At 61.2% G+C, this 26,745-nt stretch carries 22 protein-coding genes; 11 read left to right on the plus strand and 11 right to left on the minus strand.

Going from position 1 to position 26,745, the window contains the following annotated elements; genetic code table 11:
- The 5 genes from AAIL67_RS12535 to cysS form a co-directional block, all read right to left on the minus strand.
- Positions 1-897 (minus strand): aspartate kinase (locus AAIL67_RS12535; RefSeq protein WP_343484135.1); only part of this gene is annotated, 897 nt, incomplete at its 3' end.
- A 93-nt stretch (positions 898-990) separates the two neighbouring features.
- The gene (gene tilS, locus AAIL67_RS12540; protein WP_224650112.1) at positions 991-2,001 is read right to left on the minus strand and encodes a tRNA lysidine(34) synthetase TilS; all 1,011 of its coding nucleotides are present in this window, start codon (positions 1,999-2,001) and stop codon (positions 991-993) included.
- A gap of 140 nt (positions 2,002-2,141) precedes the next feature.
- Positions 2,142-3,119: an acetyl-CoA carboxylase carboxyltransferase subunit alpha gene (locus AAIL67_RS12545; protein ID WP_003057594.1), complete on the minus strand. Its 978-nt coding sequence runs from the start codon at positions 3,117-3,119 to the stop codon at positions 2,142-2,144.
- Between the two features lie 60 nt (positions 3,120-3,179).
- The gene (locus AAIL67_RS12550; protein ID WP_343484136.1) at positions 3,180-4,004 is read right to left on the minus strand and encodes a DNA-3-methyladenine glycosylase 2 family protein; all 825 of its coding nucleotides are present in this window, start codon (positions 4,002-4,004) and stop codon (positions 3,180-3,182) included.
- Positions 4,005-4,054: 50 nt separating this feature from the next.
- Positions 4,055-5,440: a cysteine--tRNA ligase gene (cysS, locus tag AAIL67_RS12555; protein ID WP_343484137.1), complete on the minus strand. Its 1,386-nt coding sequence runs from the start codon at positions 5,438-5,440 to the stop codon at positions 4,055-4,057.
- Between the two features lie 221 nt (positions 5,441-5,661).
- Between cysS and AAIL67_RS12560 the strand changes: the two genes are divergently transcribed.
- From AAIL67_RS12560 to AAIL67_RS12575, 4 genes are all read left to right on the plus strand, one after another.
- Positions 5,662-6,225 carry a tetratricopeptide repeat protein gene (locus tag AAIL67_RS12560; RefSeq protein WP_034360033.1) on the plus strand — a complete coding sequence of 188 codons (564 nt, stop codon included), beginning with the start codon at positions 5,662-5,664 and terminating at the stop codon, positions 6,223-6,225.
- A gap of 132 nt (positions 6,226-6,357) precedes the next feature.
- Positions 6,358-6,942: a peptidylprolyl isomerase gene (locus tag AAIL67_RS12565; RefSeq protein ID WP_034360075.1), complete on the plus strand. Its 585-nt coding sequence runs from the start codon at positions 6,358-6,360 to the stop codon at positions 6,940-6,942.
- Positions 6,943-7,011: 69 nt separating this feature from the next.
- Positions 7,012-7,539, plus strand: coding sequence for a peptidylprolyl isomerase (locus AAIL67_RS12570; RefSeq protein ID WP_034360031.1), 528 nt, complete (start codon positions 7,012-7,014; stop codon positions 7,537-7,539).
- A gap of 135 nt (positions 7,540-7,674) precedes the next feature.
- Positions 7,675-8,472 (plus strand): UDP-2,3-diacylglucosamine diphosphatase, encoded by a 798-nt coding sequence (locus AAIL67_RS12575; protein WP_224650106.1) that lies wholly within the window; start codon positions 7,675-7,677, stop codon positions 8,470-8,472.
- Positions 8,473-8,663: 191 nt separating this feature from the next.
- Here AAIL67_RS12575 and AAIL67_RS12580 read toward each other — a convergent pair whose 3' ends face one another.
- On the minus strand, positions 8,664-10,310 hold the full coding sequence (locus AAIL67_RS12580; protein ID WP_343484138.1) for an acyl-CoA synthetase: 1,647 nt from the start codon (positions 10,308-10,310) through the stop codon (positions 8,664-8,666).
- A gap of 593 nt (positions 10,311-10,903) precedes the next feature.
- Between AAIL67_RS12580 and dnaG the strand changes: the two genes are divergently transcribed.
- The 6 genes from dnaG to AAIL67_RS12610 all read left to right on the plus strand — a co-directional run bounded on the left by dnaG (position 10,904) and on the right by AAIL67_RS12610 (position 18,873).
- Entirely contained in the window at positions 10,904-12,898 is a 1,995-nt protein-coding gene (gene dnaG / locus AAIL67_RS12585; RefSeq protein ID WP_343484139.1) for a DNA primase, read from the plus strand.
- Between the two features lie 275 nt (positions 12,899-13,173).
- A complete protein-coding gene (gene rpoD / locus AAIL67_RS12590) occupies positions 13,174-15,621 on the plus strand; it encodes an RNA polymerase sigma factor RpoD (RefSeq protein ID WP_343484140.1) in 2,448 nt (815 codons plus the stop codon).
- A 147-nt stretch (positions 15,622-15,768) separates the two neighbouring features.
- Positions 15,769-16,761 (plus strand): tripartite tricarboxylate transporter substrate-binding protein, encoded by a 993-nt coding sequence (locus tag AAIL67_RS12595; protein ID WP_343484141.1) that lies wholly within the window; start codon positions 15,769-15,771, stop codon positions 16,759-16,761.
- A 21-nt stretch (positions 16,762-16,782) separates the two neighbouring features.
- Complete coding sequence (locus AAIL67_RS12600) at positions 16,783-17,727, plus strand: ketopantoate reductase family protein (protein ID WP_063661421.1); 945 nt, start codon at positions 16,783-16,785, stop codon at positions 17,725-17,727.
- A 356-nt stretch (positions 17,728-18,083) separates the two neighbouring features.
- Positions 18,084-18,389 (plus strand): winged helix-turn-helix transcriptional regulator, encoded by a 306-nt coding sequence (locus AAIL67_RS12605; RefSeq protein WP_003057624.1) that lies wholly within the window; start codon positions 18,084-18,086, stop codon positions 18,387-18,389.
- A gap of 130 nt (positions 18,390-18,519) precedes the next feature.
- On the plus strand, positions 18,520-18,873 hold the full coding sequence (locus AAIL67_RS12610) for an FKBP-type peptidyl-prolyl cis-trans isomerase (protein ID WP_003070674.1): 354 nt from the start codon (positions 18,520-18,522) through the stop codon (positions 18,871-18,873).
- A 79-nt stretch (positions 18,874-18,952) separates the two neighbouring features.
- Here the strand turns inward: AAIL67_RS12610 and AAIL67_RS12615 are convergent, their stop codons facing one another.
- The 4 genes from AAIL67_RS12615 to ppsA all read right to left on the minus strand — a co-directional run bounded on the left by AAIL67_RS12615 (position 18,953) and on the right by ppsA (position 24,521).
- Entirely contained in the window at positions 18,953-19,459 is a 507-nt protein-coding gene (locus tag AAIL67_RS12615; protein ID WP_059441191.1) for a hypothetical protein, read from the minus strand.
- 189 nt (positions 19,460-19,648) lie between these two features.
- Complete coding sequence (locus AAIL67_RS12620; RefSeq protein WP_343484142.1) at positions 19,649-21,733, minus strand: VC_2705 family sodium/solute symporter; 2,085 nt, start codon at positions 21,731-21,733, stop codon at positions 19,649-19,651.
- The gene (locus tag AAIL67_RS12625) at positions 21,726-22,115 is read right to left on the minus strand and encodes a DUF4212 domain-containing protein (protein ID WP_034378961.1); all 390 of its coding nucleotides are present in this window, start codon (positions 22,113-22,115) and stop codon (positions 21,726-21,728) included. The genes AAIL67_RS12620 and AAIL67_RS12625 overlap by 8 nt, the downstream gene beginning before the upstream one ends.
- Positions 22,116-22,130: 15 nt before the next feature.
- A complete protein-coding gene (gene ppsA / locus AAIL67_RS12630; RefSeq protein ID WP_034378888.1) occupies positions 22,131-24,521 on the minus strand; it encodes a phosphoenolpyruvate synthase in 2,391 nt (796 codons plus the stop codon).
- A gap of 250 nt (positions 24,522-24,771) precedes the next feature.
- Here ppsA and AAIL67_RS12635 point away from each other — a divergent pair, with 250 nt between their 5' ends.
- Complete coding sequence (locus tag AAIL67_RS12635) at positions 24,772-25,593, plus strand: pyruvate, water dikinase regulatory protein (protein ID WP_003057637.1); 822 nt, start codon at positions 24,772-24,774, stop codon at positions 25,591-25,593.
- Between the two features lie 148 nt (positions 25,594-25,741).
- Here AAIL67_RS12635 and AAIL67_RS12640 read toward each other — a convergent pair whose 3' ends face one another.
- On the minus strand, positions 25,742-26,671 hold the full coding sequence (locus AAIL67_RS12640; RefSeq protein WP_063661425.1) for a LysR family transcriptional regulator: 930 nt from the start codon (positions 26,669-26,671) through the stop codon (positions 25,742-25,744).
- Positions 26,672-26,745 lie beyond the last annotated feature (74 nt).

The raw sequence follows: 26,745 nt of genomic DNA on the forward strand, positions 1-26,745 counted from the left end.
ATCAGCCACGGGGCCCAGGATGGCAGCAGCCACGCCGGGGGTATCAGGCACGCCCAGCACGGAGATCTTGGCCTCGCCACGGTTGAAAGCGATGCCGGATACGACAGCCTTTTCCATTTTTTCGTCTTCCTCAAAAGTAATCAGCGTGCCAGACTTGGCTTCTTCTTCCAGATCGATATCCCAGGGCGTGAAGCTCGACAGCACGCGCATGGGCACCTTGTACTTGCCTGCAAACTCCACGGAACGGATTTGCAGCACCTTGGAGCCCAGGCTGGCCATTTCCAGCATTTCCTCAAAGCTCACCGTACCCAGGCGCTTGGCAGCAGGCACCACACGGGGATCGGTGGTGTAGACGCCATCCACATCGGTATAGATCAGGCATTCGGCCGCCTTCAGGGCGGCAGCCACGGCCACAGCCGAAGTATCGGAGCCGCCACGCCCCAGCGTGGTGATATTGCCTTCGGGATCGATACCCTGGAAGCCGGTCACGATCACGACACGACCTGCCTCGAGGTCGGCACGCACGCGCTTGTCGTCGATGGACTCGATGCGAGCCTTGGTGTAGCTGCTATCGGTGCGCACGGGCACTTGCCAGCCCGCATAGCTGACCGACTCCATGCCTTCAGCCTGCAGCGCAATGGCCAGCAGCGCTGAGGATGCCTGCTCGCCAGTGGCGGCCAGCATATCAAGCTCACGATAGTACGAACTCTTGGCGTGGCTGGGAGCCAGTTCGCTGGCCAGACCCAGCAAACGGTTGGTTTCGCCACTCATGGCGCTGGGCACAACCACCAACTGGTGACCTGCCCGAGCCCATTTGGCCACACGCTTGGCGACGTTGCGGATGCGCTCTGTCGAGCCCATCGAGGTGCCGCCGTATTTATGAACGATCAGTGCCATTGGATACTAAAGGGTGACGAAACAGCAGCCACGGCGCAGGTCACAAAGGTTTTGGCGCGCCGGCGGTTTTCGTACAGGTAAAAAAACCAAAACCTAGGAATTGTACCAACCGAGACTTGTCCCCTGGCGCTCTACAAAACCTCGCCCCACCTTGATGTGGATGCGGTGCCCTCGCGTAGTGCAAACGCCGAGCTGTGCCATGAGCTGCGCAAGCTGTGCCGCCGTCGGCGTGGTGCCATGCTCGGTGCGCAACCAATAACGCAGGACATTACCCATACGCAGCTCGCTCAAACTCTGCAGCGCCTTGATGGCGGGCGGCACCCCCACCAGTTGCAGATCTGCCGCCGCCTGCTGGTCCAGCAACTGCGACGCTTGGGCGCAATGGGCGCTGCTGCGTGCAAACGTACTGCGAAACTGCGGAAAGACCTGTTCCAGCACCGGCAGCAACTGAGCCCGGATGCGATTGCGCGTGTAGCCTGGATCGGCATTCGTCGGATCCTCGACCCAGCTCAAATTCCTGAGCCGCAACCAGTCGCGCAGCGCCTGCCCCGGCACCTCCAGCAAGGGCCTGAACCATTCCAGCCCTGCTCTTTGCCAATGCCCAGGCATGGCCGCCAGGCCGGCCACACCGGCACCGCGCGAGAGCGCCAGCAGCAAAGTCTCGACCTGATCGTCGGCATGCTGGGCCAGCGCCATGGAGCGCACCGCATCCAGCGCAGCACCCTGCGCATCGAGCCAAGGCTGCCGGGCCTCCTGAATCAAGGCCGCATAACGCCTCTGCCGCGCCGCATCTTCGGGGCTTTGTCCCTGCACATTGCGCGCATTGATGGCGCAGACCTTGAGGGCAATGCCGTGCCGGGCGCACAGCTGCTCGCAGTGCCGCTGAAATTCATCAGCTGCAGCCTGCAAACCATGGTGCACATGAATCGCCCGCACCTGCCCTGGCCAGCGCGCATGGCAGGCCAGCAGCAGAGCTGACGAATCGGCTCCGCCGCTGAAGGCCACAACCAGCGGCAGCGCTGGATTGAATGCAGCCACTGCGGCATCCACCCGGCCGGCCGAAGCCACCAACAAGTCAGCATCTGACTGGGCTTGCATGAACAACAGACCCCTTCTTTCAAATTCAATAGCAGCCAACGCCTACCCAGCAAGGGATTAAGGCGTATTTCGCTCATAAACTCTCGACAAAAAACAAATGGCTCCCGAAGGAGCCATTGTGCGCAAGCGGCATCAAGCCCGCTGGCTCAGCGGTTGTCGGCCTTGGTGTCGGCAAACTTGCCATAGCTCTGAATGCGGTCGTAGCGACGATCCTGCAGTTCCTTGGGCTTGAGATCGGTCAGCTGGCGATAGGCATCGCCCAGCGCACGCTTGAGGAAGGCACCCATTTGCTTGTGATCGCGGTGAGCACCGCCCACAGGCTCGTTGACGATCTTGTCCACCAGACCCAGCGCCTTGAGGCGGTGAGCAGTGATGCCCATGGCGTCTGCCGCTTCCTGGGCCTTTTCGCCGGTCTTCCACAGAATGGAAGCGCAGCCTTCGGGACTGATCACCGAGTACACGGAGTACTGCAGCATCAGCACCTGGTCTGCCACTGCAATGGCCAGCGCACCGCCCGAGCCACCTTCACCGATGATGGTGGTGATGATGGGGGTCTGCAGCTGCGCCATTTCGTAGATGTTGCGACCGATGGCTTCTGACTGGCCACGCTCCTCGGCATCGATGCCTGGGAAGGCGCCGGGCGTGTCCACGAAAGTGAACACGGGCAGCTTGAACTTCTCGGCCGTCTTCATCAGACGCAAGGCCTTGCGATAGCCCTCGGGACGCGTCATGCCGAAGTTGCGCAGCGTACGCTCCTTGGTATCGCGGCCCTTTTGATGACCGATCACCATGCAGGGCTGGCCATTGAAGCGCGCCAGGCCGCCGATGATGGACTGGTCATCCGCAAAGTGGCGGTCGCCGTGCATTTCGACAAAGTCGGTAAAGCACTCGCGCACATAGTCGAGCGTATAGGGGCGCTCGGTATGGCGTGCGATCTTGGTGATCTGCCAGGGGGTCAGGTCGCTGTAGATGTCCTTGGTCAGCTGCAGGCTTTTCTTGCTGAGCTGATCGATCTCTTCCGAGATATCTACTGCGCTTTCAGTCTGCACATAGCGCAGTTCTTCGATTTTGGATTCGAGTTCGGCAATGGGCTGCTCAAAATCCAGAAAGTTCTTTTTCGCCAACGTATTTCTCCTTGTGCCAGCCTGTTGCAATCCTTGCAATCGGCCAGTGGACAGATGTCATCAAGCCACAGGCTGCGCCTCGAGCGAGCGCCAAATATACCAAGTTGCAACCGTACACCACGGTTTCCAAGCCTCGGCAACTTCACGGGCATCGCTGCGACTGACAGGATCGCCCGAAAAATGATTGAGAGAGATGCCCTGTATCAAACCGGCATCGTCCAGAGGCAGCACATTGGGCCGCCCCAGACAGTAAATCAGAAAATTCTCGGCCGTCCAGCGGCTTAGACCGCGTATGGACATCAGCTCGGCAATGATGACTTCATCGCTCATCTGAGCCCATTCATCCATGTGCAGACGGTTCTCGGTGAAGTGCAGAGCCAGATCGACCAGATAGTCCACCTTGCGGGCCGACAACCCCACCGCACGCATATCGTCCACCTTGAGCCTGAGCACCTGCTCGGGCTGCATGGCAACAGGCAGCCTGGCGAACTTGTTCCACAAGGTCTTGGCGGACTTCGCCGAAATCTGCTGCCCGATGATGGACCGGGCCAACGTGGCAAAGGCCTGCTCCTGCCCGCAAGGCAACAAAGCCTGGCTGCCGAGTTGCGGAATCAGGCGCTTGAGCACACGATCGCGGCGCATGAGTTGACGACAGGCCTCAGCCCAATAGGCGGGCACACCATCAGGCAAATCCAGATGGATCTTTGGAGCGGCCGCTTTGGACGCAACTGCCTGCTTTGCAGATGTACCCGCAGGCTGAGCAATGGCTGCGGCCCCCAAAGGCGCTACAGGCAAAGGCGCAGCCGGCCCCATGGGCACGGGCAGATCAGCCACCAGCGGCAGCTGCTCAAACTCCATGGTGTCCAGATGCTTGGCCGCACTCATGCACGACTCTCCGCACTGCTCACACAGTTGATGGAATATTGCATGCAGCCTCAGCCCTTGGCGGCCGCTTCCCAGGTCGTGCCCGCAGCCGAGTCCTTGAGGACGATGCCCTGATCGAGCAACTCCTTGCGGATGCGGTCGGCCTCGGCCCAGTTCTTGGCAGCCTTGGCCTCTGCGCGTGCGGCAATCTGCGCCTCGATCGCTGCCGCGTCCACCCCTTCGGCACCAGCCTGCAGAAACTTTTGCGGCTCGGCCTGCAGCAGGCCCAGGCAGGCCCCCAGGGCCTTGAGCAAGCCAGCCACTTCGGGCGACTTGCTGCGGTTGACCTCGGCGGCCAGCTCGAAGAGCACGGCCACGGCCTCGGGCGTGCCGAAGTCTTCGTCCATCGCCGCCTTGAAGCGGGCGGCATAGGGATTGCTCCAGTCGATCTGCACCTCGGCAGGCGTCACCAGGTCCAGCGCGGTATAGAGGCGCTTGAGCGCACCGCGCGCATCATCGAGATGCACATTGGAATAGTTCAGCGGGCTGCGGTAGTGACTGCGCACGACGAAGAAACGGATGGTCTCGGCGTCGTACTCCTTGAGCACGTCGCGGATGGTGAAGAAGTTGCCCAGCGACTTGGACATCTTCTCGTTGTCCACGTTGATGAAGCCGTTGTGCATCCAGGTCCGTGCGAACGGCTTGCCGGTCGCACCTTCGCTCTGGGCGATCTCGTTTTCGTGGTGAGGGAACTGCAGATCCGCACCGCCGCCATGGATGTCGAAGCTCTCTCCCAGCAGCTCGCAACCCATGGCCGAGCACTCGATATGCCAGCCGGGGCGACCTTCGCCAAAGGGGCTGGCCCACTTCACGTCGGCGGGCTCGTCCACCTTGGCCGACTTCCACAGCACAAAGTCCAGCGGGTCGTGCTTGCCGTCGGCCACGGCCACACGCTCGCCGGCGTTGAGCTCGTCCAGCGACTTGCCCGAAAGCTTGCCGTAGCCAGAAAACTTGCGCACGGCGTAGTTCACATCGCCGTTGCCGGCCTGATAGGCCAGGCCCTTGCCCTGCAAGCGGGCAATCATGCTCAGCATCTGCGGCACATACTCGGTGGCGCGCGGCTCCAGCGTGGGGCGCTCGATGCCCAGCGCATCCGCGTCCTGGTGCAGCGCATCGATCATGCGGTCGGTCAGGCTGCGTATGGTCTCGCCGTTTTCCACCGCGCGCTTGATGATCTTGTCATCGATGTCGGTGATGTTGCGCACATAGGTCACCTTGTAGCCGCTGGCGCGCAGCCAGCGCTGCACCACGTCGAAAGCCACCATGGAGCGTGCATGGCCCAGGTGGCAGAGGTCATAGACCGTCATGCCACAGACGTACATACGCACATGGCCCGGCTCAAGCGGCGAAAACGATTCCAGTGCACGCGACAGCGTGTTGTAGATACGCAAACTCATGAATCTTGAAATAGGGAGAGAGGGTGGCGAGCAGCAGCACTGGTCATGCCTGCGATGCATAAACCATGCCTGCCATTCCCTGAGGCTGAAAAATGCGCACTAGCATCCAGACACATCCCGGTCCGGCCAGACGCCTAAGCGCCGCACACCCCTCAGCTACAATTCCCCGCAGTATAAGCTCCCGCCGCAGCGCAGTTTTGCGGCGCCATGAAAGCACCTACATGCCTGTACGCAACTTGTTCAGTACCGCAGCGCGTGCGGCAGCCCTGGCTGCCTTGCTCGCTGCAGGTAGCGCCTACGCCGACGATTACACGGATGTTGCCCAGTTGCTCAAGAGCGGCAAGACACAGCAGGCGCTGCAAAAAGCAGACGCCTATCTGGCCAAGAATTCACGCGACCCGCAGATGCGTTTTCTGCGCGGCATCGCACTGAGCAATGACGGCAAGACCGAGGACGCGATTGCAGCGTTTCGCCAGCTGACCGAGGACTATCCCGAGCTGCCCGAGCCCTATAACAACCTGGCCGTGATCTATGCACGCCAGGGTGACCTGGATCGCGCCCGCGCCGCGCTCGAAGCTGCCGTGCGCAACAATCCGAACTATGCCGTGGCGCACGAGAACCTGGGCGATATCTATGCCCGCCTGGCCTATCAGTCCTATGCGCAGTCCCTGGCCAAGGGCGGCCGCCCAGCAGCCCTGAACCCCAAGCTCAAGCAGCTCAAGGACTTGCTGCAGCCTGCGGCCTCTCTCGCAACGCCTGCCCCGGCCCAGCCTGCACAACGCTGAACCCGTTTTTTGCCATCGCCGCCCTTCTCCCTCTTGTGAAGCAGGCCGGCGCCCTCAGCTGCCTCAAGCCTGTTTTTCGCAGCCGCCATCCCTGCGGCCCTGCCCAAGGCCCACTTACCCAGGAATATGACCATGCTGAATTTCCGTCGAAACAGCCTCAAGGCCCTGTCCGCGATTGCGCTGACAGCCACTGTTTTTGCCACCCCCGGCCTGGCCCAGGCGCAATCCAAGGTGCAGCTCAAGACCAGCATGGGCGATATCGTGGTCGAGCTCAACGATGCCAAGGCCCCCAAGAGCGCCGCCAATTTTCTGCAGTATGTGCGCGACAAGCACTATGACGGCACGGTGTTCCACCGCGTCATCGACGGCTTCATGATCCAGGGCGGCGGCATGGACGCCAATCTGAACGAAAAGCCCACACGCGCCCCGATTCCGCTGGAAGCCAGCAACGGCCTCAAGAACGACCGCGGCACGATTGCCATGGCGCGCACCGGCAACCCCAATTCCGCCACCTCGCAGTTCTTCATCAATGTGGTGAACAACGACATGCTCAATGCCCCCAAGCCCGACGGCCATGGCTATACCGTCTTCGGCAAGGTCGTCAAGGGCATGGATGTGGTGGACAAAATCCGCGCCGTGGCTACGGGCAACCGTGGCATGCACCAGAATGTGCCCACGACGCCGGTAACAATCCTCTCCGCCACCGAAATCAAGTAAACACCCCGGCGGCGCTGCACCTGCCGGGCCGCGCCAGCCTCTTTACTCCATCCTCTAGAAAGCACAGACATGAGCAATCCCCAAGTCGAACTGCACGTGACCATCAACGTGGCTGACACCGCAACCCAGGGCGTGATCACCCTGGAACTGGACGCCGTGAATGCGCCCAAGTCCACAGAGAACTTCCTGAACTACGTGAATCAGGGCTTCTACAACGGCACCATCTTCCACCGCGTGATCAAGAATTTCATGATCCAGGGCGGCGGTTTCGCAGCCGACATGAAGCAGAAGGAAACCGCTGCTCCCATCGAGAACGAAGCCAAGAACGGCCTGAAGAACGACAAGTACACGATTGCCATGGCTCGCACCAGCGATCCTCACAGCGCAACCGCCCAGTTCTTCATCAACACCGTGGACAACGGCTTCCTGAACCACACCGCTCCCACCGGCCAGGGCTGGGGCTATGCCGTGTTCGGCAAGGTGGTCAAGGGTGAAGAAGTCGTGGACGCCATCAAGAAGGTGCGCACCACTCGCAAGGGCTTCCACGACGACGTGCCTTTCGACGCCGTGGTGATCGACAAGGCCGTGGCACTGTAATCTCCCCCTGAGGCGCTAACGCGCCTTCCCCCTCTCTGCTTCGCGGAGGGGGACGACGGCCTCGCTGCGGGGCGGCCCTTGCTTGCCGTCTCTTTGTGAGGCCGTTATTGTTTTCAGGCTGCGCACTTTTCATTCATGGCTGAATCTTCTGATCCACGCACTGCCGCTCCTCAAGTCGCGCAGCTCCAGGCTGAGCCCCACTGGCGCACGCTTGATTTCATTTCCGATCTGCATCTGCAGCCTTCGGAGCCGCAGACGGTTGAAGCCTGGCGCAGCTATCTGGCACGCAGCACGGCCGACGCCATCTTTATCCTCGGCGATCTGTTTGAAGTCTGGGTGGGTGACGATGCACTCGATGAAACCGGCAGCTTCGAAGCCGAATGCGCTGCCGTGCTGCGCGAGGCGGCGCAGCAGCGCCCGCTGTTCTTCATGGTCGGCAACCGCGACTTTCTGGCCGGCGACGAATTTCTGCGCCGCAGCGGCATGACCGGCCTTTCCGACCCCACGGTGCTGCGGTGGGCAGGCACCAGCATCTTGCTCAGCCATGGCGATGCACTGTGCCTTGACGATGTGGATTACCAGCAATTCCGCGCTGTTTCGCGCTCCGCCGCCTGGCAACAGCAACTGCTGGCCCAGCCCCTGGCCGTGCGCCGCGCGATCGGCAGATCGGCACGCAGCGAAAGCGAGCAACGCAAGCAAAGCGGCGCGCCCTACGCAGATGCCGACGCGCAGATGAGTGCCACCTGGATGCAGGCCGCGCAAGCGCCCTGGCTGATTCACGGCCACACTCATCAGCCCGCCGACCACGCACTGGGCAGGCAGCAGTGGCGCATCGTGCTCAGCGACTGGCATATCGATGCCGATACGCGTCGCGCCGAGGTGCTGCGTGTGACGCCCGAAGGCTGGCAGCGCATGCCGCCCGAGCTGGCGTGACGCACCAACCAGTTGCCGCTATCTCATTCAGAGCTTATTGCGCAGGTTATTTATAGATTTCAGATTGAAAACTATCCAAATTCCATGAATAGCAGGCGCTAGCAGCTATCAAATTTACTGAACTGACAGACACGGGAAAGCCCGCTGCCCACAGAGTTGGAGCACCGGGCTTCTTTGTTTACGGCCAGATCTCAAACCGAGATAGCTGAAGCCGAGCCTACTTGCTTGCGCAGCTCGAACTTCTGGATCTTGCCCGTGCTGGTCTTGGGCAGTTCGCCAAACACCACGGCGCGCGGCACCTTGTAGCCGGCCAGATGCTTTTTGCAGTGGGCAATGATGTCTTCGGCCGTGGTCTCGGCTCCGGCTTTGAGCTCGATGAAGGCGCAGGGCGTCTCGCCCCATTTGGGGTCGGGCTTGGCCACCACGGCCGCAGCCAGCACGGCAGGGTGGCGATAGAGCACATCCTCCACTTCGATGGACGAGATGTTCTCGCCTCCCGAGATGATGATGTCCTTGCTGCGGTCCTTGATCTGGATATAGCCGTCGGGATGCTGAACGGCTAGGTCGCCGCTGTGGAACCATCCGCCGCGGAAGGCTTCCTGCGTCGCCTGCGGGTTCTTGAGATAGCCCTTCATGGCGATATTGCCCTGAAACATGATCTCGCCCATGGTCTGGCCGTCGCGCGGCACGGGCTGCATGGTTTCGGGATCCAGCACGGCAGCAGAGCGCTGCAGGTGGTAGCGCACGCCCTGGCGCGAGTTCAGGCGGGCGCGCTCGCCGATATCGAGCGCATTCCAGCTCCCATGCTTGGCGCAAACCGTGGCCGGGCCATAGGTTTCGGTCAAGCCGTAGACATGGGTGATGTCAAAGCCCATGGCCTCCATGCCCTCTATCATCGATGCAGGCGGCGCAGCCCCTGCCACCATGGCCTTGACGCCTGCGGGCACGCCCTGCTTCATGGCAGCCGGCGCATTCACCAGCAGGCTGTGCACAATGGGCGCGCCGCAGTAATGGCTCACGCCATGGTTGCGAATGGCGTCAAAAATCGCCTGCGCATCCACCCGGCGCAGGCAGACATTGACCGCCGCGCGTGCGGCCACCGTCCAGGGGAAGCACCAGCCGTTGCAGTGGAACATGGGCAGCGTCCACAGATAGACGGCGTGTTTGGGCATGTCCCACTCCAGCACATTGCTGATGGCGTTGTTGTGCGCGCCGCGATGGTGGTAGACCACACCCTTGGGATTGCCCGTGGTTCCGCTGGTGTAGTTCAACGCAATCGCATCCCATTCGTCGCCGGGCAACTGCCAGTCGAAACCGGCATCGCCCTGGGCCACAAAGCTCTCATAGTCGGTAGCACCGATTTGCTCGGCCGCCTCGCCGTAAACCGGGTCTTCGACCTGGATCACATAGATGGGCGCGGTGCTCTGGCGCAGCTTGAGCGCCCTAGCCATCAAGGCCGCGAACTCGGGGTCCACGATCAAGGCCTTGGCCTCGCCGTGATCCAGCATGAATGCCAGGGTCTCGGCATCGAGCCGGGTATTGAGCGTGTTGAGCACGGCACCGGCCATGGGCACGCCAAAGTGCGCCTCCACCATGGGCGGCGTATTGGGCAGCATTACGGCCACGGTGTCGTTCTTGCCAATGCCGATTTTCTGCAGGCTGCTGGCCAGCTGACGGCAGCGCGCATAGGTTTGCGCCCAGCTCTGGCGCAAGTCGCCGTGAACAATGGCCAGGCGCTCGGGGTAGACCTCGGCCGTGCGGGCAATAAAGCTCAGCGGCGTCAGCGCGGCATGGTTGGCGGTATTTGGGGCGAGGTTCAGATCGAAAGAACTTGTCATGTTTGTCTCCTGAGCGTTTTGTACTCCAGCATCCGTCACGCCAGGCTTACAACCGAGCGCCATGCGGGCCTGTTGTGATCGGGATCAAGCAGTTGCGCCCGAAATGGCCGCTCCGCACCGGCAAACCGGCATGCGACATGCACAGACAAACCAGAGCAATGCAAATGGTCATTCAGCGAAACAGTACTTTCAACAGCTTCTGAAAATCGATAAATTCATTTGAAATCAACCACATGAAATCCTATTGAAAAACCCCCTCATTCCCTAGGCAGGGCCAACTCATGCAAGTCATCTATAAGACATCATTTATCTGACAGACCAATCACCAGGACTTCGAATCGCTTTTAGAATGCGCACATGTTTTGAGTACATGACTGCCTGCACTGGCAGTGCAAGACCGGCATCTCTGCCCGCACGGAGCCGGTCGCAAGCCTCAAGACTGAGTGGCGGAGGAGACGTTTTAGAGGAGAGCCTGGCAATGACCCAGGCATCAGGAGACCTGAGCCTGCACCCATGGGTGCAGGCTTTTTTTTGCCCGCCTGCTCCATTCCTGCCGCGCCCTCGGCCATTGCCGAAAAAGGCAGAATACGCGGGTGGCCATTCCCCAATCATTTATCCAAGAGTTGCTATCCCGCGTCGACGTCGTCGACATCGTGGGCCGCTATGTACAGCTCAAAAAGGGCGGCGCCAACTTCATGGGCTTATGCCCGTTCCATAGCGAGAAGTCGCCCTCTTTCACCGTCAGCCCCAGCAAGCAGTTCTTTCACTGCTTTGGCTGCGGCAAGAATGGCAATGCCATCGGCTTTCTGATGGAGCATGCCGGCATGGGCTTTGTCGAAGCCGTGCAGGAGCTTGCCAACCAATGCGGTCTGCAAGTGCCGCAGGACGACATCAGTCCCGCCGAGCGCCAGCGCCAGGCTCAGCAAAAGCAAAAGGCGGAAACACTGAGTGATCTGCTGGAAAAAGCCGGCGAGTCCTATCGCAAGCAGCTCAAGGCAGCTCCGAAAGCCATCGAGTATCTGAAAAAGCGCGGCGTCTCCGGCGAAGTCTCCAAGCGCTTTGGCCTGGGCTATGCCCCTGCAGGCTGGCATGGTCTGGCCAGCGTATTTGCCGAGTACGACAACCCGCAGCTCGAAGAATGCGGGCTGGTCATCGTCGGCGGGGACGACAGCCGCCGCTACGACCGCTTTCGCGACCGGCTCATGTTCCCGATTCGCAATGTCAAAGGCGAGTGCATAGGCTTTGGCGGGCGGGTGTTCGGCGATGAAAAGCCCAAGTACCTGAACTCGCCCGAAACCCCGGTCTTCCACAAGGGCCGCGAACTCTACGGCCTTTACGAGGCCCGCCAGGCCCTGCGCGACATGGGCTACGCCTTGGTCACCGAAGGCTATATGGACGTGGTGGCGCTGGCCCAGCTCGGCTTTGCCAATGCCGTGGCCACGCTTGGAACGGCCTGCACGCCCGAGCATGTGCAAAAGCTGTTTCGATTCACCGATGCCGTGGTCTTCAGCTTCGACGGCGACGGCGCGGGCCGGCGCGCCGCGCGCAAGGCTCTGGATGCAGCCCTGCCGCTGGCAACCGACACGCGCTCCATCAAATTCCTGTTCCTGCCTTCGGAGCACGACCCCGACAGCTTCATCCGCGAATTCGGCCCCGAGGCCTTCTCGCGCTATGTAGGCGATGCAACGCCACTGAGCCGCTTTCTCATCGAATCGGCCAGCGAAGGCTGCGATCTGGGACAGACAGAAGGCCGTGCCCACATGGCCAGCAACGCCCGGCCGCTGTGGTCGCTGCTGCCCGACGGCGCGCTCAAACGCCAGTTGCTCTCCGAAATCGCAGCCCTGGCCCAGCTGGACTCGCGCGACCTCTCCGATATCTGGGCGCAGGAAGCCGCACGCACCGCCCCCATTGCCCGCCGCGCGCCTGCGCCCCCCGGCCCTCAGGCACCGGAATGGGATGCTCCTGCGGGCAACTGGGAAAGCGCTCCCGACTGGACTGACGCAGGTGCACCCAGCCCCTCCTACCCAAGCCAGAGCGGAGGCAGCGATGGTGGCAACTGGTCGGGCCGCAAGGAATTCGGCCGCCAGCGCAAGCCCTGGGGCAAGAAGGGTGAGGACTGGAATCCGCCACAACTGGGCCCGCGCCCCACGCCGGTCAGCCGCGAAGATCAGGCCGCACGCCTGCTGATGTGTCACATGGAGTTCATGGAAGAGATGACCCATGAGGATTTCGATGCCCTGGCTCGCTGCAACCAAAGCCATGCCCCCTTGTTCCGTTGGCTGGAGGCCCAGTTCACCGAATCCGGGCCGCGCTCCTGGGCAGTGCTGCGCGAGCAATTGCAAGGCTCACCCTGCGAGCCGCTGGCCCACAAGCTCATGAGCGGCGCCCATGCCAACCCTGAAGGCGAAGTGGACGAGTTGCGCAAGGAGTTACGCGGCACGCTCAATCTGATCCTGGTGGATCACCTCAAGCGCGAAGAAGCCAAGGCTCTCAAGGAAATTGCTACAGACCCCACAGCCGCAAGACGTTACATTGAGTTTCAACAGCGGCGAAAAAATTTATCTGTAATTATTAGCTCCACCTCTTGACATCTTTAAAAAAGGTATAATTTAGTGGATATAGGCAAGAGCGACAGCAACACCTCCGACCCGGGCACCGTGAAGAAATCACGTGATGGCAGCAACTGCATGGCCCATTTCTCGCAAGGATTGCATACCAAATGATCGCCCCAACATCTTGCCATGGAGTCTTTGTGCTCCACCGGACAGGCTAGACCTGTTCTTGCGCCAGCTTTCATGGCGTTTGTTTGCATTTTCCGTTTTCCTTTGTGTGTTTGTGTGTGTTCGTACCGTGAGAGGTGTTCATGCCCGTTTCAAAGTCCGTGAAGTCCAAGCAGGCCCCAGAAGCTTCAGCAAAGCCCAAGACCTCTAAAACTTCCACTTCCGCAGCAGAGCCCGCGAAAAAGGCCAGTGCCAGCAAGCCTGCTGTGAAGAAGAGTGCTGCATCTGCAGCCGAAGCAAAGAAAGACACCACCGTGGTTACCAAGTCACAAGCCGAACTCAAAGCCATGGCCGATGCGCTGCTGGCGCAGGCAACTCCCAAGCGCGGCCGCAAGAAGGCCGAAGAAGACGACGACACAGCTGCCGCTCCTGCCGCCAAGAAGACTGTCGCCAAAAAGACCCCTGCTGCCAAGAAGGCAGCCGCCGTCAAGGCCCCTGCTGCCAGTGCCGATGCCGACAAGGCTCCCGCCAAGCGCGGTCGCAAGCCCAAGGCCAAGGAGGCCGACGAGGACATGGATGATGCAGACCTGTCGGATATCGACAGCGATCTGGAAGGCGAAGTCGAAGAGGAGGCATCGACCGAAGCGTCTGCTGCTCCTGCCGAAAAGGCCAAGCCTCTGCGCATGAAGATCAGCAAGGCGAAGGAACGCGCCTTGATGAAGGAATTCGGCCTGGACGAGACTGTTCTGACCGAAGAGGAAATGAACACCCGCCGTCAGCGTCTGAAGATGCTGATCAAGCTGGGCAAGACCCGCGGCTACCTGACCCACGCCGAAATCAACGACCACCTGCCCGACAAGCTGGTCGATGCCGAAACGCTGGAAGTCGTGATCTCCATGTTGAACGACATGGGCGTGGCCGTGTACGAGCAGACTCCCGATGCGGAAACCCTGCTGCTGAACAACACCGGCCAGTCGGCCACCACCGAAGAAGAAGCGGAAGAAGAGGCCGAAGCGGCTCTGTCCACCGTGGACTCAGAATTCGGTCGCACCACCGACCCCGTGCGCATGTACATGCGTGAAATGGGTACCGTCGAACTGCTGACACGCGAAGGCGAAATCGAAATCGCCAAGCGCATCGAAGGCGGTCTGATGGACATGATGGAAGCCATCTCGGCCTCCCCTGCGACCATCGCCGAAATCCTCAACATGGCCGAGGAAATCCGCGAAGGCAAGGTTGTCATCTCCACCGTGGTGGACGGCTTCGTCAATGCCAACGAGAACGACGACTATGTGGCCGAAGAAGACTTCGACGAATACGACGAAGAAGACGACGATGACGGCAAGGGCGGCTCCAAGGCTCTGACCAAGAAGCTCGAAGAGCTGAAGAACGAAGCCCTGGGTCGCTTTGACTCCATGCGCGAGCTCTTCGACAAGATGCACAAGGTGTATGACAAGGAAGGCTACGGCACCGAGGCATACATGAAGGTGCAGAAGGCCATCACCGAAGAGCTGATGACCATTCGCTTCACAGCCAAGACGATTGAAAAGCTCTGCGATCTGGTGCGCGCCCAGGTGGACGATGTGCGCAAGAAGGAACGCGAGCTGCGCAAGATCATCGTGGACAAGTGCGGCATGCCCCAGGAGCAGTTCATCAAGGACTTCCCGCCCAATCTGCTGAACCTGGACTGGGTCATCAAGCAAGTGGCGGCAGGCAAGAACTACAGCGCCGTGCTGGAGCGCAATATTCCGCCTGTGCAGGAGCTGCAGCAGAACCTGATCGACCTGCAGGCCCGCGTGGTCGTGCCTCTGGAAGAGCTCAAGCACATCAACAAGCGCATGAACAGCGGCGAGCGCGCCAGCCGCGATGCCAAGAAGGAAATGATCGAGGCCAACCTGCGTCTCGTGATCTCCATCGCCAAGAAGTACACCAACCGCGGTCTGCAATTCCTGGATCTGATCCAGGAAGGCAATATCGGTCTGATGAAGGCCGTGGACAAGTTCGAATATCGTCGCGGCTACAAGTTCTCGACCTATGCGACCTGGTGGATTCGTCAGGCCATCACGCGCTCCATCGCCGATCAGGCCCGTACGATCCGCATCCCCGTGCACATGATCGAGACCATCAACAAGATGAACCGCATCTCGCGCCAGCACTTGCAAGAGTTTGGTTTCGAGCCCGATGCGTCCATCCTGGCAGCCAAGATGGAGATCCCCGAGGACAAGATCCGCAAGATCATGAAGATCGCCAAGGAGCCGATCTCGATGGAAACCCCCATCGGCGACGACGACGATTCCCACCTGGGCGATTTCATCGAGGACGGCAACAACACGGCGCCTATCGACGCCGCCATGCAGGCCGGTCTGCGCGATGTGGTCAAGGACATTCTCGACGGCCTGACGCCTCGCGAAGCCAAGGTGCTGCGCATGCGCTTCGGTATTGAAATGTCCACTGACCATACGCTGGAAGAAGTCGGCAAGCAGTTTGACGTGACGCGCGAGCGTATCCGTCAGATCGAAGCCAAGGCGCTGCGCAAGCTCAAGCACCCTTCGCGCTCCGACAAGCTGCGCAGCTTCATCGACTCGCTGTAAAGTCAGTCCGAGGAACCGGCGCGCCGGTTCCCTGCTACTCAAAGCCCCGACCTGCCCCAGGTCGGGGCTTTTTCGCATGCAGCCCAGGTCAGCAAGCCTTCGCTTGCGGCCAAACCCACCAAAAGACACATAACAACGGAGACAGACATGAATACCCCCCACGCGAACAATGCCCTGACACGTCGCCACTGGCTAAGCTATTGCGCTGCCTTGCTGTCTACACCTTTTGCTGCCATCGCCAATCCGCCTCAACGCCTTGGCACGCAGTTGCGTATCGTGATCCCCGCCAACCCCGGCGGCGGCTGGGACCAGACCGGCCGCGCCCTGGGCACCGCGCTGACCAGCAGCGGCACGGTGGACAAGGTCGTTTATGAAAACATCGGCGGCAAGGGCGGCACCATCGGCTTGGCCGAGTACACCAAACGCTATGGCAGCGACCCCAACTGCCTGCTGATCGGCGGCATGGTCATGGTCGGCGCCCTGGCGCTGAACAAGAATTCGGCCGCGCTGCAGCAGGTACAGCCCCTTGCGCGCCTGACCAGCGACTATCTGGTAGTGGCCGTGCCCACCGACTCGCCGCTTGCCAACCCCAAGGCACTGGCCAAGGCCATGCGCGAGAACCTGCCGGCACTGACCATTGCCGGAGGCTCTGCAGGCGGTGTGGACCATATGTACGCAGGCATGCTGGCCCGCCTGGCCAAGGCCAATGCGGAGCAACTGCAATACAAACCCTTTGCCGGCGGTAACGATGTGCTCCAGGCCCTGCTGCAAAAGCAGGTGCAGGTGGGAATCTCTGGTTACAGCGAGTTCAGAGAAGCCTTGCAGGCGGGCAAACTGCGCGCCCTCGGTGTTTCGTCACGCCGTGCCATGTTCGGCATTGCCTCCATGCGCGACCAGGGTCTGGATGCTGAAATGTCCAACTGGCGTGCCGTCTTTACAGGCAAGAATCTGCCGGCAGAACGCGCCCAGCAACTGCTGGCCGCTATCGACCATGCAAGCAACCAGGACAGCTGGAAGCAAGCCCTGGTCAGCAATAATTGGAACTCTTCCTGGCAAACCGGCAAGGCACTGCATGAATTTCTGGAGGTCGAAACCTCCACCGCCCAGCTGATGACCTATCTGCTCAAGCTCAAGAGCTGAGCCTCTTTGCGAGATAGCCGCATGAACATGGTCAACCACACCGCCGCCTCCCCCCGCCTGTCCATTGCCGTCATGGGTGCGGGCTCGGTGGGCTGCTACTTTGGTGCTCTGCTGGCACGCGCCGGCCACCCTGTCACGCTGATCGGTAGAGCATCGCATATGCAGGCCATCAGCCAGCACGGGCTGCGGCTGCAGACGGCGACAGAAGATCTGAACATCCCCATCACCACCAGCACCGAAGCCAGTGCTGTGGCAGGCGCCGATGTGGTGCTGTTCTGCGTGAAATCCACCGACACCGAAGCAGCGGCTGCACAGATCAAACCCCACCTGGCAGCGCACACCCAGGTACTGAGCTTGCAGAACGGCGTGGACAACGACCGGCGCCTGCGCCTGGTGCTGAGCCAGCAGCCGGTGGCTGCTGCCGTGGTCTATGTCGCCACAGCCATGGCCGGCCCAGGCCATGTGCGTCACTTCGGCCGAGGCGAGCTGCTCATCGCGCCCTGTCCGCAGGGTGACGAGATTGCACTCCAGTTCAGCGCAGCAAACATCCCCACCCAGACCTCGGACGGCGTGCTGACCGCACTCTGGCAAAAACTCATCATCAACTGCGTGTACAACGCACTCTCCGCCCTCACCCAGCAGCCCTATGGCTGGCTGATAGCGCAGCAGGGCGTACCCGCCGTCATGCAGGATATTGCCGCCGAATGCAAGGCCGTAGCTCTGGCCGACGGCGTGCTGCTACCGGCCTCCGTGGACGAGGCTGTAGCGGCCATAGCGCGCACCATGCCCCGACAGCTCTCTTCCACGGCCCAGGATCTGGCGCGGGGCAAGACCACGGAAATCGACCATCTCAACGGCTATGTGGTGCGACGCGGTCAGGCCCTGGGCATTGCCACGCCGATCAACCGTCTGCTGCAGGTGCTGGTGCAACTCAAGCAAATGCCGGCACAAAAGCAGGAACTATGATTTCCATAGCTGCTTGCTCTGACAAATCAATGATCAGAGTCAATTTTTACACCCAGAAACACCTAAGCCAGCACTAACACTTCCGGCATGGCTCGCCACCCTGTCCCCAGGGCTGCTTCAGCCCTGCCCCTATTGCTACAAACCCTGAAGCAAGCGAGTCTTCTCCCTGATTCGTGGCTGACCCGCAACACTTGCGCGCTGTTTGTGGCCTTTATCACTTCAAGGCGTTGCAGTCGAAGATTTGAAGCTACTAAACTTGTAGCAAAATAAATTAACCGCTATAGTCCATTGGACATGGCACTGAAAGCGCCTAGTGCGCCCAGCTCGACAACATCATTGCGCAAGGAGAAGCGTCCATGAGCTCCAAGGAAAACGCCGCCATCAACCAGCTGTTCGAGAAGCTCGAATGCCGCTATGCGCTGCGCGTGCTGTGGGCTTTGCGGGATGGTCATCCCCAGACCTTCCGACTGCTGCAAGACAGTGTGGGCGGCATCACCCCCAACACCTTGAACACCCGTATCAAGGAGCTGCGCGAGTGCGGCCTGCTCGAGCATGGCAGCGACGGCTACACCGTCACCCTGACCGGGCAGGATCTGCTCAAGCGCCTGTCCGATGTACAAGCCTTTGCCAACCGCTGGGTTGCCGCGCGCGCCAAGAAGTAAACCTTGCCGCTGTTGCGGCCGGGGAACTGGCAGCAAGCGGGTGCACCACTATCATCCAAGGGCCCCAAGCGTGCTTGGCGGGCCCTTTTTTCCATCGCCTTTTTCTGCTTTGCGCTGAAAGGAAATCATCATGGCATTCAACACTACTGCCTCCGGCCTGCAATACGAAGACACCGTCGTGGGCGAAGGCGCCGAAGCCAAGGCCGGTCAGAACGTGACCGTGCACTACACCGGCTGGCTCTACAACAATGGCGTGCAAGGCGCCAAGTTCGACTCCAGCAAGGACCGCAACGATCCTTTCGTCTTTCCCCTGGGCGCCGGCATGGTCATCAAGGGCTGGGACGAAGGCGTGCAGGGCATGAAGGTGGGCGGCCAGCGCACGCTGCTGATCCCCGCTGCCCTGGGCTATGGCGCGCGCGGCGCCGGTGGCGTGATCCCGCCCAACGCCACGCTTAAGTTTGACGTGGAACTGCTGGCTGTCTAAAAAACAGGCTGGCTCATCAAAAAAGCGGCTCTCTCTGAGGCCGCTTTTTTCTTTGCGAGAGGCTCGACACAGATGGTGCTTATGTCTCTTCCGCCTCAAACAGCGCCCTGTGCAACGACATATAGGCCTTGTCACCCGCAGCATCACGTATGCGCGGAGCCAGCGCTGCCAGTTGCTCATAACCCATGGCCGCCTCCACCGCCAGATTCAGCCTGAAGCCCTTGAGCCCCAGAGCCCCCGTGATGGACACCGCTATCGGATAGGCTCTCTGGTAACGCCTCTGGGCGCTGCCAGGGTCGACGTCAGCAGCTGCCAACGATGCCGAACTGCTCTTTGAGAGCGAAGATGCATGGGCCTGTGCTGCTGCATCGGTCGCGACGGACGACTCTCTTGTGGCCAGCCAGCCCTTGCCGACCAGCGCCAGAATATCGTCCTTGTTCACACCCAGCGCCGAGGTCGCCTCCAGCACCTGCATGAGACTGCGACGACCGTCAAACAGCAAAAAGGCCGAGCGCAGCCGCTGGCTCAGATCGGCATGGCGCTCCTTGAAGGCCAGCTGGCCCTCGGGTGTTTTGACTAGATACATCGACCCCGCCCTCTGTGCATTGAATTGCTTTCCGCCCTGCAGGGTGGCAGCTATGGCTGCAGCTGAAAAGCGGGTTTTCCTGCAAGCCTGGTCCGCGCATGCTCCAGATCAGTTCGCGGCGGATATTCAGCAGAAAACTGCCTTGAACCTGATTCAAAAGATCGCTGAAGGCCATCCAATCAAGAGTTTTCAAGCTCTCGCCCGTCGCTGCTCCCACCAGCTGACGAGCAATGTGGTGGCCAAGCCCACCGGCACACCGAACACTCCGGCCGAGATGGGCTGAATACCCCACCAGAGTGCCTCGCCACGGAGGATCGACGGCAGCACCCCTTGCAGACCCGGAACGTGCGAGGCCATGTAGTAAAGCGTCACGGCCAGGCCCAGCAGCATGCCGGCCACCGCGCCACGACGCGTGGTGCCACGCCAGAAGATGCCCAGCACCATGGCCGGAACCAAAGCCGAGCCCGCCAAAGAAAAGGAGGCAGAGACCATGGGAAGAATGTCCGAAGAGCGACGCGCCGCGACAAACGCCGCCGACAGGGCCACCAGCAGCAATGCGAATTTGGAAAGAATCACGCGCTGTTCAGGCGAGATGCGGCGCTTGCGCGTATCCAGGCGCTGGCGCTCCTGGAAATAGAGATCCCGCACCAGGGCATTGCTGATGGTCAGCAGCAGGCCGTCGGCCGTGGACAGGGCCGCCGCCAGTCCGCCCGCAGCCACCAGCCCCGAGAGCACATAAGGCATGCCGCCTAGTTCTGGAGTGGCCAGCATGATGAGGTCGGCCCCCATGCGGATTTCGGCAAACTGCAAAATGCCATCGCCGTTGATGTCCTCCACCGACAGCAGCGAGGCGTCCACCCTTGACCACTGCGCTATCCAGTTCGGCAAGGCATCGAAATGCGTGCCAACGAGATTGCTCATGACCTCGTATTTCACCAGTACAGCCAAGGCTGGCGCCCCCAGATACAGCAACCCGATGAAGAACAGCGACCAGGCCACGGAGGTACGTGCGGCAGACACCGAGGGAACCGTGAAATAGCGCGTGAGCAAGTGCGGCAGCCCGGCCGTGCCGACCATCAGGCAGAACATCAGCGCCAGAAAGTTGCGCCGACTTTCCTCATAGGCCTGCTGCTCGGCCGGCGAGCCATCCGGATCCCCCGCGAAAGGCTGGCTTTGCAGCGGCATGCCGCCCAGCGGCTTGGCCCGCTCATAGGCCTCGTGCAACTCACGGCTCCAGAGCTCGCGCGCCGCCGCCTCGTCCTTGGGCATGGCGGCCAGCTCCCGGCTGGCGGCCATGATGGCGCCGATATTGCCACTGCTGGTGCGCAGCTCGCGGATATGCTCGCTCAGTGCCTGGCGTTCGGCCGCCAGCACATTGGGCACATCGCGCAGCTTGGCCTGCAGCACCTGAGCGCGGGTGCGATAGGCCTCCAGCACCGACTGCTCGGCCTCTGAGGAAAGCAACTGCTGCTCCATGGCGCCGATCTTGCCCAATTGCTGGCTATAGGCCAGCTGCGCCCAGGGGTTGCCCAGTTGTTTGTAGGCCAGCCAGGAGACAGGCAGCATGAAGGCCAGCAGGATCACCACATATTGCGCCACCTGGGTCCAGGTGATCGCCCGCATGCCGCCGAGGAACGAGCACAGCAGCACGCCGCCCAGCCCCAGCATGATGCCGATCTCGAACTGCACGCCGGTCAGCCGCGCGGCAATCAGGCCCACGCCGTAGATCTGCGCTACCACATAGGTGAAGGAACAGGTGATGGCCGCCAGCGCAGCAATGATGCGCGGCCAACGTCCGCCATAGCGCGCCTGAAAGAAATCCGGCACGGTATAGAGATTCATGGCCCGCAGATAGGGGGCAATCAGCATACCGACCAGACAGAACCCGCCCGTCCATCCCAGGACATAGGCCAGTCCGCCGGGCTGCGTGCCGGTTCCCGAAAAGCCTTGCAGATAAAGCGCACCGGAGAGGCTGATGAAGGAGGCTGCGCTCATCCAGTCTGCAGCAGCCGCCATGCCGTTGTAGAAAGGCGGAATGCGCCGGCCGGCGACGAAATACTCCTCGGCATCGCTGGTGCGCGAATACACGCCGATGGCCGCGTACACCATCACCGTGGAGAACAGGAAGATGGGCCCGATCCAGTGGCGAGAGAGCCCGCGCTCCTCGGCCCAGAGCATGGTCAGCAGAAAGCCTGCCGTTCCCAGCACATAGAGAAACAGGATGCGATGCAGCCGCCAGTGATAGGCACGGCTCAGAACTGACCGCTCAGGCATGAAGATCGGAAGTGGCAGAGGAGGCGTCGTGAGCCTCAGCCGCTTTGCGCGCCTCGTCACGCGCCTGCTGGCGTTCGAAATAATCCATGGCCACACAATAGACCACGATGATGAGCAGGAACATCAGGACCGCCCCTTGGGCCGCCATCCAGTAGGCCACGGGCCAGTCGGGCACCAGCGCCTGGATATCGCGCGCAAAGTAGCAGATGCCAAATGAAAATACCACCCAGACCGTCAGCAGCAAGGCCTTGAGTCTCAGGTGGTAGGTATCGTGCAGATCCGGCGGGAAGGTGACTTCCACCGGATTGCCCAAAGCATCGAATGCCTGTCGCGGAGCATCCGACACAGCATCGTCATGCACGGGCGCGTGATGCGTCTGCATGCCGATGCGCAAGGCTTATTCAGCCAGCTTCTGCCAGGTGGAGACCACGCTGTCAGGGTTCAGAGAGATGGACGAGATGCCTTCATCGGCCAACCACTTGGCGAAGTCGGGGTGGTCCGAAGGGCCTTGGCCGCAGATGCCTACATACTTGTTCTGGTCGCGGCAGGCCTTGATGGCACGGGCCAGCAGCTTCTTGACGGCAGGATCGCGCTCGTCGAAGTCGGCGGCCAGCAGCTCCAGGCCCGAGTCGCGGTCCAGGCCCAGGGTCAGCTGGGTCAGGTCGTTGGAGCCCACGGAGAAGCCGTCGAAGTACTCGAGAAACTCTTCGGCAAGGACTGCGTTGGAGGGCACTTCGCACATCATGATCAGCTGCAGGCCGTTCTCGCCGCGCTTGAGTCCGTTCTCGGCCAGCAGCTCGGTCACGCGCTTGGCCTGGCCCAGCGTGCGCACGAAGGGGATCATGATCTTGACGTTGGTCAGACCCATGTCCTCACGCACGCGGCGCAGGGCTTCGCATTCCATCTTGAAGGCTTCACCGAACTCGGCCGAGATGTAGCGCGCTGCACCGCGGAAGCCCAGCATGGGGTTCTCTTCCTCGGGCTCGTAACGGCTGCCGCCGATCAGCTTGCGGTATTCGTTGGACTTGAAGTCGGACATGCGCACGATCACGGGCTTGGGCCAGAAAGCGGCGGCAATCGTTGCCACGCCTTCAGTCACCTTGTCCACGTAGAACGCGCGGGGAGATGCATGGCCGCGGGCCACGGACTCGACAGCCTTCTTCAGATCCGCGTCAACGGCGGGGTAGTCCAGGATGGCCTTGGGGTGCACGCCGATGTTGTTGTTGATGATGAATTCCAGGCGGGCCAGACCCACGCCTTCGTTGGGCAGCTGGGCAAAGTCGAAAGCCAGCTGGGGGTTGCCCACGTTCATCATGATCTTGGTGGAGATGCTGGGCATCTCGCCACGCTTGACCTCGGTCACTTCGGTTTCCAGCAGACCGTCATAGATCTTGCCGGTATCGCCTTCCGCGCAGGACACGGTGACCAGTGTTTCGGCCTTGAGCAGATCGGTCGCATTGCCGCAGCCCACGACGGCAGGGATGCCCAGCTCGCGAGCAATGATGGCTGCGTGGCAGGTACGGCCACCGCGGTTGGTGACGATGGCCGAAGCCTTCTTCATGACGGGCTCCCAGTTGGGGTCGGTCATGTCGGTCACCAGCACGTCGCCGGCCTGCACCTGATCCATCTGCGAGATGTCGGACACCAGGCGCACGGGGCCGGTGCCGATCTTCTGGCCGATGGCGCGACCTTCGGCCAGCACGGTGCCAGTGCCCTTGAGCTTGTAGCGCAGCTCGGCCTGACCCTTGGCCTGGCTCTTCACGGTTTCGGGACGCGCCTGCAAGATGTAGAGCTGGCCGTCGGTGCCGTCCTTGCCCCATTCGATATCCATGGGGCGGCCGTAATGCTGCTCGATCACCAGAGCGTAATGTGCCAGCTGCTGCACTTCCTCGTCGGTCAGCGAATAGCGGTTGCGCAACTCGTGAGCCACATCGGTGGTCTTGACCAGCTTGCCGTCTGCAGCCTTTTCCTCGGGCGTGGCAAAAATCATCTGGATCAGCTTGGAGCCCAGATTGCGGCGGATCAGCGCCTTGTTGCCAGCCTTGAGCATGGGCTTGTGCACATAGAACTCGTCGGGGTTCACGGCACCCTGCACCACGGTCTCGCCCAGGCCGTAGCTGGAGGTGATGAAGACCACTTCCTCGAAACCGGATTCGGTGTCGATGGTGAACATCACGCCGGCAGCGCCCTTGTCGGAGCGCACCATGCGCTGCACGCCGGCGGACAGGGCCACCACATCGTGCTCGAAGCCCTTGTGCACGCGGTAGGAGATGGCGCGGTCGTTGTAAAGCGACGCGAACACTTCCTTCATCTTGTGCAGCACGTCTTCGATGCCCACCACGTTCAGGAAGGTTTCCTGCTGGCCGGCAAACGATGCATCGGGCAGGTCTTCTGCCGTGGCGGAAGAACGCACGGCAAACGATGCCTCGGCATTGCCGCCTTGCAGGCGAACAAATTCCTCACGGATGGCCTGCTCCAGATCGGCAGGGAAAGGCTGGTTTTCCACCATGGCGCGGATTTCCGCGCCCACAGCGGCCAGAGCGCGGACATCGTCCACGTCCAGGGCAGCCAGCTTGGCCGAGATCTTGCCGGCCAGACCTTCAAATGCCAGGAACTCGCGGAATGCATGAGCCGTGGTGGCAAAGCCGGTAGGCACGCGTACGCCCTGGGGCAGTTGCGAGATCATTTCGCCGAGCGAGGCGTTCTTGCCGCCTACGGACTCGACATCAGACATTCTCAGTTTTTCAAACGGAACGACCAGAGCGGTCGCTTCGAACAGTTGAGACATGGGAAGCTCCAAAGTTAAAAACCGGTACGCAGGCGGCTCTGGGCTGAATGGCCAGGGCACGCGAACCCATGCTGCTTGAATGCAGTGCTTTGCTGTTCTGGATGTCGACCGTCAACGAGCATGGGCTTGAATTTGGGAATAATGGGCGCCATTGTAGGCTGAGCCGGCGAGCGTCGCGTGGCTCAAACCAGATTCAGAGTCCGGGACATGGCATTGCCTGCTCAGGTCCCACCTAATCACTGCGCGCACCATGCATACCCATACGATTTTTGTCATTTCTGACGGCACAGGCATCACGGCCGAGACCTTCGGCACGGCCATCATGGCCCAGTTCGAGAGCAAGCCGAGGCTGATTCGCATCCCCTTTGTGGACTCCATGGACAAGATTCATCAGGCCGTGCGCCAGATCAACCATGTGGCCGAGGTGGAGAAGAGAAAGCCCATCATCTTCACCACCCTGGTCAATCAGGAGATGCTGGAATTCCTTGAAGCCAACTGCAAGGGCAAGCTGTTCGACATGTTCGGCACCTTTGTGCGCCCGCTGGAGGTGGAACTGGGCCAGAAGTCGCTGCACCGCGTGGGCCGCTTTGCCGACATCAGCGAGAGCAAGGAATATCTGGAGCGCATGGAGGCCATCAACTACACGCTGGCTCACGATGACGGCCAGACCCATGCCGACCTGAGCGGCGCCGACGTGATTCTGGTGGGCGTGAGCCGCTCGGGCAAGACTCCCACCAGCCTGTACCTGGCCATGCAGTTTGGCCTCAAGGTGGCTAACTACCCGCTGATTCCCGAAGACTTCGAGCGCAAGCAGTTGCCGCCCGCGCTAGAGCCCTATCGCAAAAAGCTGTTTGGCCTGACGATTCAGCCCGAGCGCCTGTCCAGCATCCGCAACGAACGCCGCCCCGACTCCAAGTACGCCAGCCTGCCCAACTGCCGCTACGAGGTGGCCGAGGCCGAGGCCATGATGCGCAGAAGCGGCATCGAGTGGCTGTCCAGCACCACCAAGTCGATCGAAGAGATTGCCACTACCATCTTGCAGGAAGTGCTGCCGCAGCATCTGGGACATTAGGCCTCCCCCTGAGCGGCTTCGCCGCTTCCCCAAGGGGACGCAGCCCTCGCTGCGAGGCGGCTCTCGGCCGCCCTTACTTAGCCCGTGCCTTTAGCCCGCGCCTGCGTCAAGAGCTACGGGTAATGCAGGCGCCACGCACTGTCCTCGCTCAACGCAGGACGGGCTGCTGCGGCAGCTCCTGCAGCAGATAGTCCACCAGGGCGCGGACCTTGGCCGGCACATATTTACGGTCTTTGAAGCAGGCGAAGAAGTCCAGCGGAGCATCCTCGAACTGCAACTGGCCCTTGCGCGCCGGCTTGAGTGCCAGAGGCACCAGCCGCCCCTTGCGCATCTCCTCATGGACGATGAAACTGCCGGCCCAGGCGATGCCGCCACCGGCAGCGGCGAACTCCACCAGGGCATCGATATCGCTGCCTATGGCCGCAATTTTCTGCTGCGGATCGGTGCGCTGGCCATCGCGCATAAAGGGCCAGCGCATGAGCCTGCCGTCGCGCTCGCGCCGATACAGCAGACAGGCATGCTCAAGCAGATCCTGTGCCGTCTGCGGGCAGCCATGCTGCTGCAGGTACTGGGGCGATGCACACAGAATGCGCGGCACCGAGGCCAGCAGCCGCACCGACATGCCGGGCTCCAGCACATCGCGGTAGCGCACGCTGATGTCCACGTCCTCCTTGAGCACATCCACATGCCGGTCCGTGATCAAGAGCTCCAGCTCCAGTCGCGGATGCAGCGCGCTAAACGCCGGCAGCAGCGGCGCCAGCACATGACGGCCGAAGGCTGCCATGCAGGCAATGCGCAAGCGGCCTTGCAGCTCTCCATGAATCAGCGAGAGATCGGACTGGGCCTTTTCGAGCTCGTCGAGCACCGGTGCGACGCGCGCCAGATAGCTCTCGCCGGCCTCGGTCAAGGCCATGGACCGGGTGGTGCGGGTGATCAGGCGCGTGCCCAGCTCGCGCTCCAGCCGCGCGATGTTCTGGCTGGCAGCGGCGGGCGAAATGCCCAGCTGGCGCGCAGCCGAGGCGATGGAGCCGCCCTCCAGCGCTTTGACAAAGGTTTCTATGGCTCGCAGATTCGGCATGACTGCGAATGTATCTCCAATTGAATTCGAAAGTTCTGCTTACGAGTACAACAAGCCCCGGACCTCTACCGCCG

The organism is Comamonas sp. A7-5 (genome assembly GCF_039581385.1).
GTDB classification, from domain to species: Bacteria; Pseudomonadota; Gammaproteobacteria; order Burkholderiales; family Burkholderiaceae_C; genus Comamonas; species Comamonas thiooxydans.

Coding starts and splice junctions, on each gene's coding strand:
- AAIL67_RS12570 (WP_034360031.1), top strand. CDS start 7,012: ATGAGCAATCCCCAAGTCGAACTGCACGTGACCATCAACGTGGCTGAC.
- AAIL67_RS12605 (WP_003057624.1), top strand. CDS start 18,084: ATGAGCTCCAAGGAAAACGCCGCCATCAACCAGCTGTTCGAGAAGCTC.
- AAIL67_RS12595 (WP_343484141.1), top strand. CDS start 15,769: ATGAATACCCCCCACGCGAACAATGCCCTGACACGTCGCCACTGGCTA.
- AAIL67_RS12575 (WP_224650106.1), top strand. CDS start 7,675: ATGGCTGAATCTTCTGATCCACGCACTGCCGCTCCTCAAGTCGCGCAG.
- AAIL67_RS12550 (WP_343484136.1), bottom strand. CDS start 4,004: ATGAGTGCGGCCAAGCATCTGGACACCATGGAGTTTGAGCAGCTGCCG.
- rpoD (WP_343484140.1), top strand. CDS start 13,174: ATGCCCGTTTCAAAGTCCGTGAAGTCCAAGCAGGCCCCAGAAGCTTCA.
- AAIL67_RS12620 (WP_343484142.1), bottom strand. CDS start 21,733: ATGCCTGAGCGGTCAGTTCTGAGCCGTGCCTATCACTGGCGGCTGCAT.
- AAIL67_RS12600 (WP_063661421.1), top strand. CDS start 16,783: ATGAACATGGTCAACCACACCGCCGCCTCCCCCCGCCTGTCCATTGCC.
- AAIL67_RS12560 (WP_034360033.1), top strand. CDS start 5,662: ATGCCTGTACGCAACTTGTTCAGTACCGCAGCGCGTGCGGCAGCCCTG.
- ppsA (WP_034378888.1), bottom strand. CDS start 24,521: ATGTCTCAACTGTTCGAAGCGACCGCTCTGGTCGTTCCGTTTGAAAAA.
- AAIL67_RS12565 (WP_034360075.1), top strand. CDS start 6,358: ATGCTGAATTTCCGTCGAAACAGCCTCAAGGCCCTGTCCGCGATTGCG.
- AAIL67_RS12625 (WP_034378961.1), bottom strand. CDS start 22,115: ATGCAGACGCATCACGCGCCCGTGCATGACGATGCTGTGTCGGATGCT.
- AAIL67_RS12615 (WP_059441191.1), bottom strand. CDS start 19,459: ATGTATCTAGTCAAAACACCCGAGGGCCAGCTGGCCTTCAAGGAGCGC.
- AAIL67_RS12635 (WP_003057637.1), top strand. CDS start 24,772: ATGCATACCCATACGATTTTTGTCATTTCTGACGGCACAGGCATCACG.
- AAIL67_RS12610 (WP_003070674.1), top strand. CDS start 18,520: ATGGCATTCAACACTACTGCCTCCGGCCTGCAATACGAAGACACCGTC.
- cysS (WP_343484137.1), bottom strand. CDS start 5,440: ATGAGTTTGCGTATCTACAACACGCTGTCGCGTGCACTGGAATCGTTT.
- AAIL67_RS12580 (WP_343484138.1), bottom strand. CDS start 10,310: ATGACAAGTTCTTTCGATCTGAACCTCGCCCCAAATACCGCCAACCAT.
- AAIL67_RS12640 (WP_063661425.1), bottom strand. CDS start 26,671: ATGCCGAATCTGCGAGCCATAGAAACCTTTGTCAAAGCGCTGGAGGGC.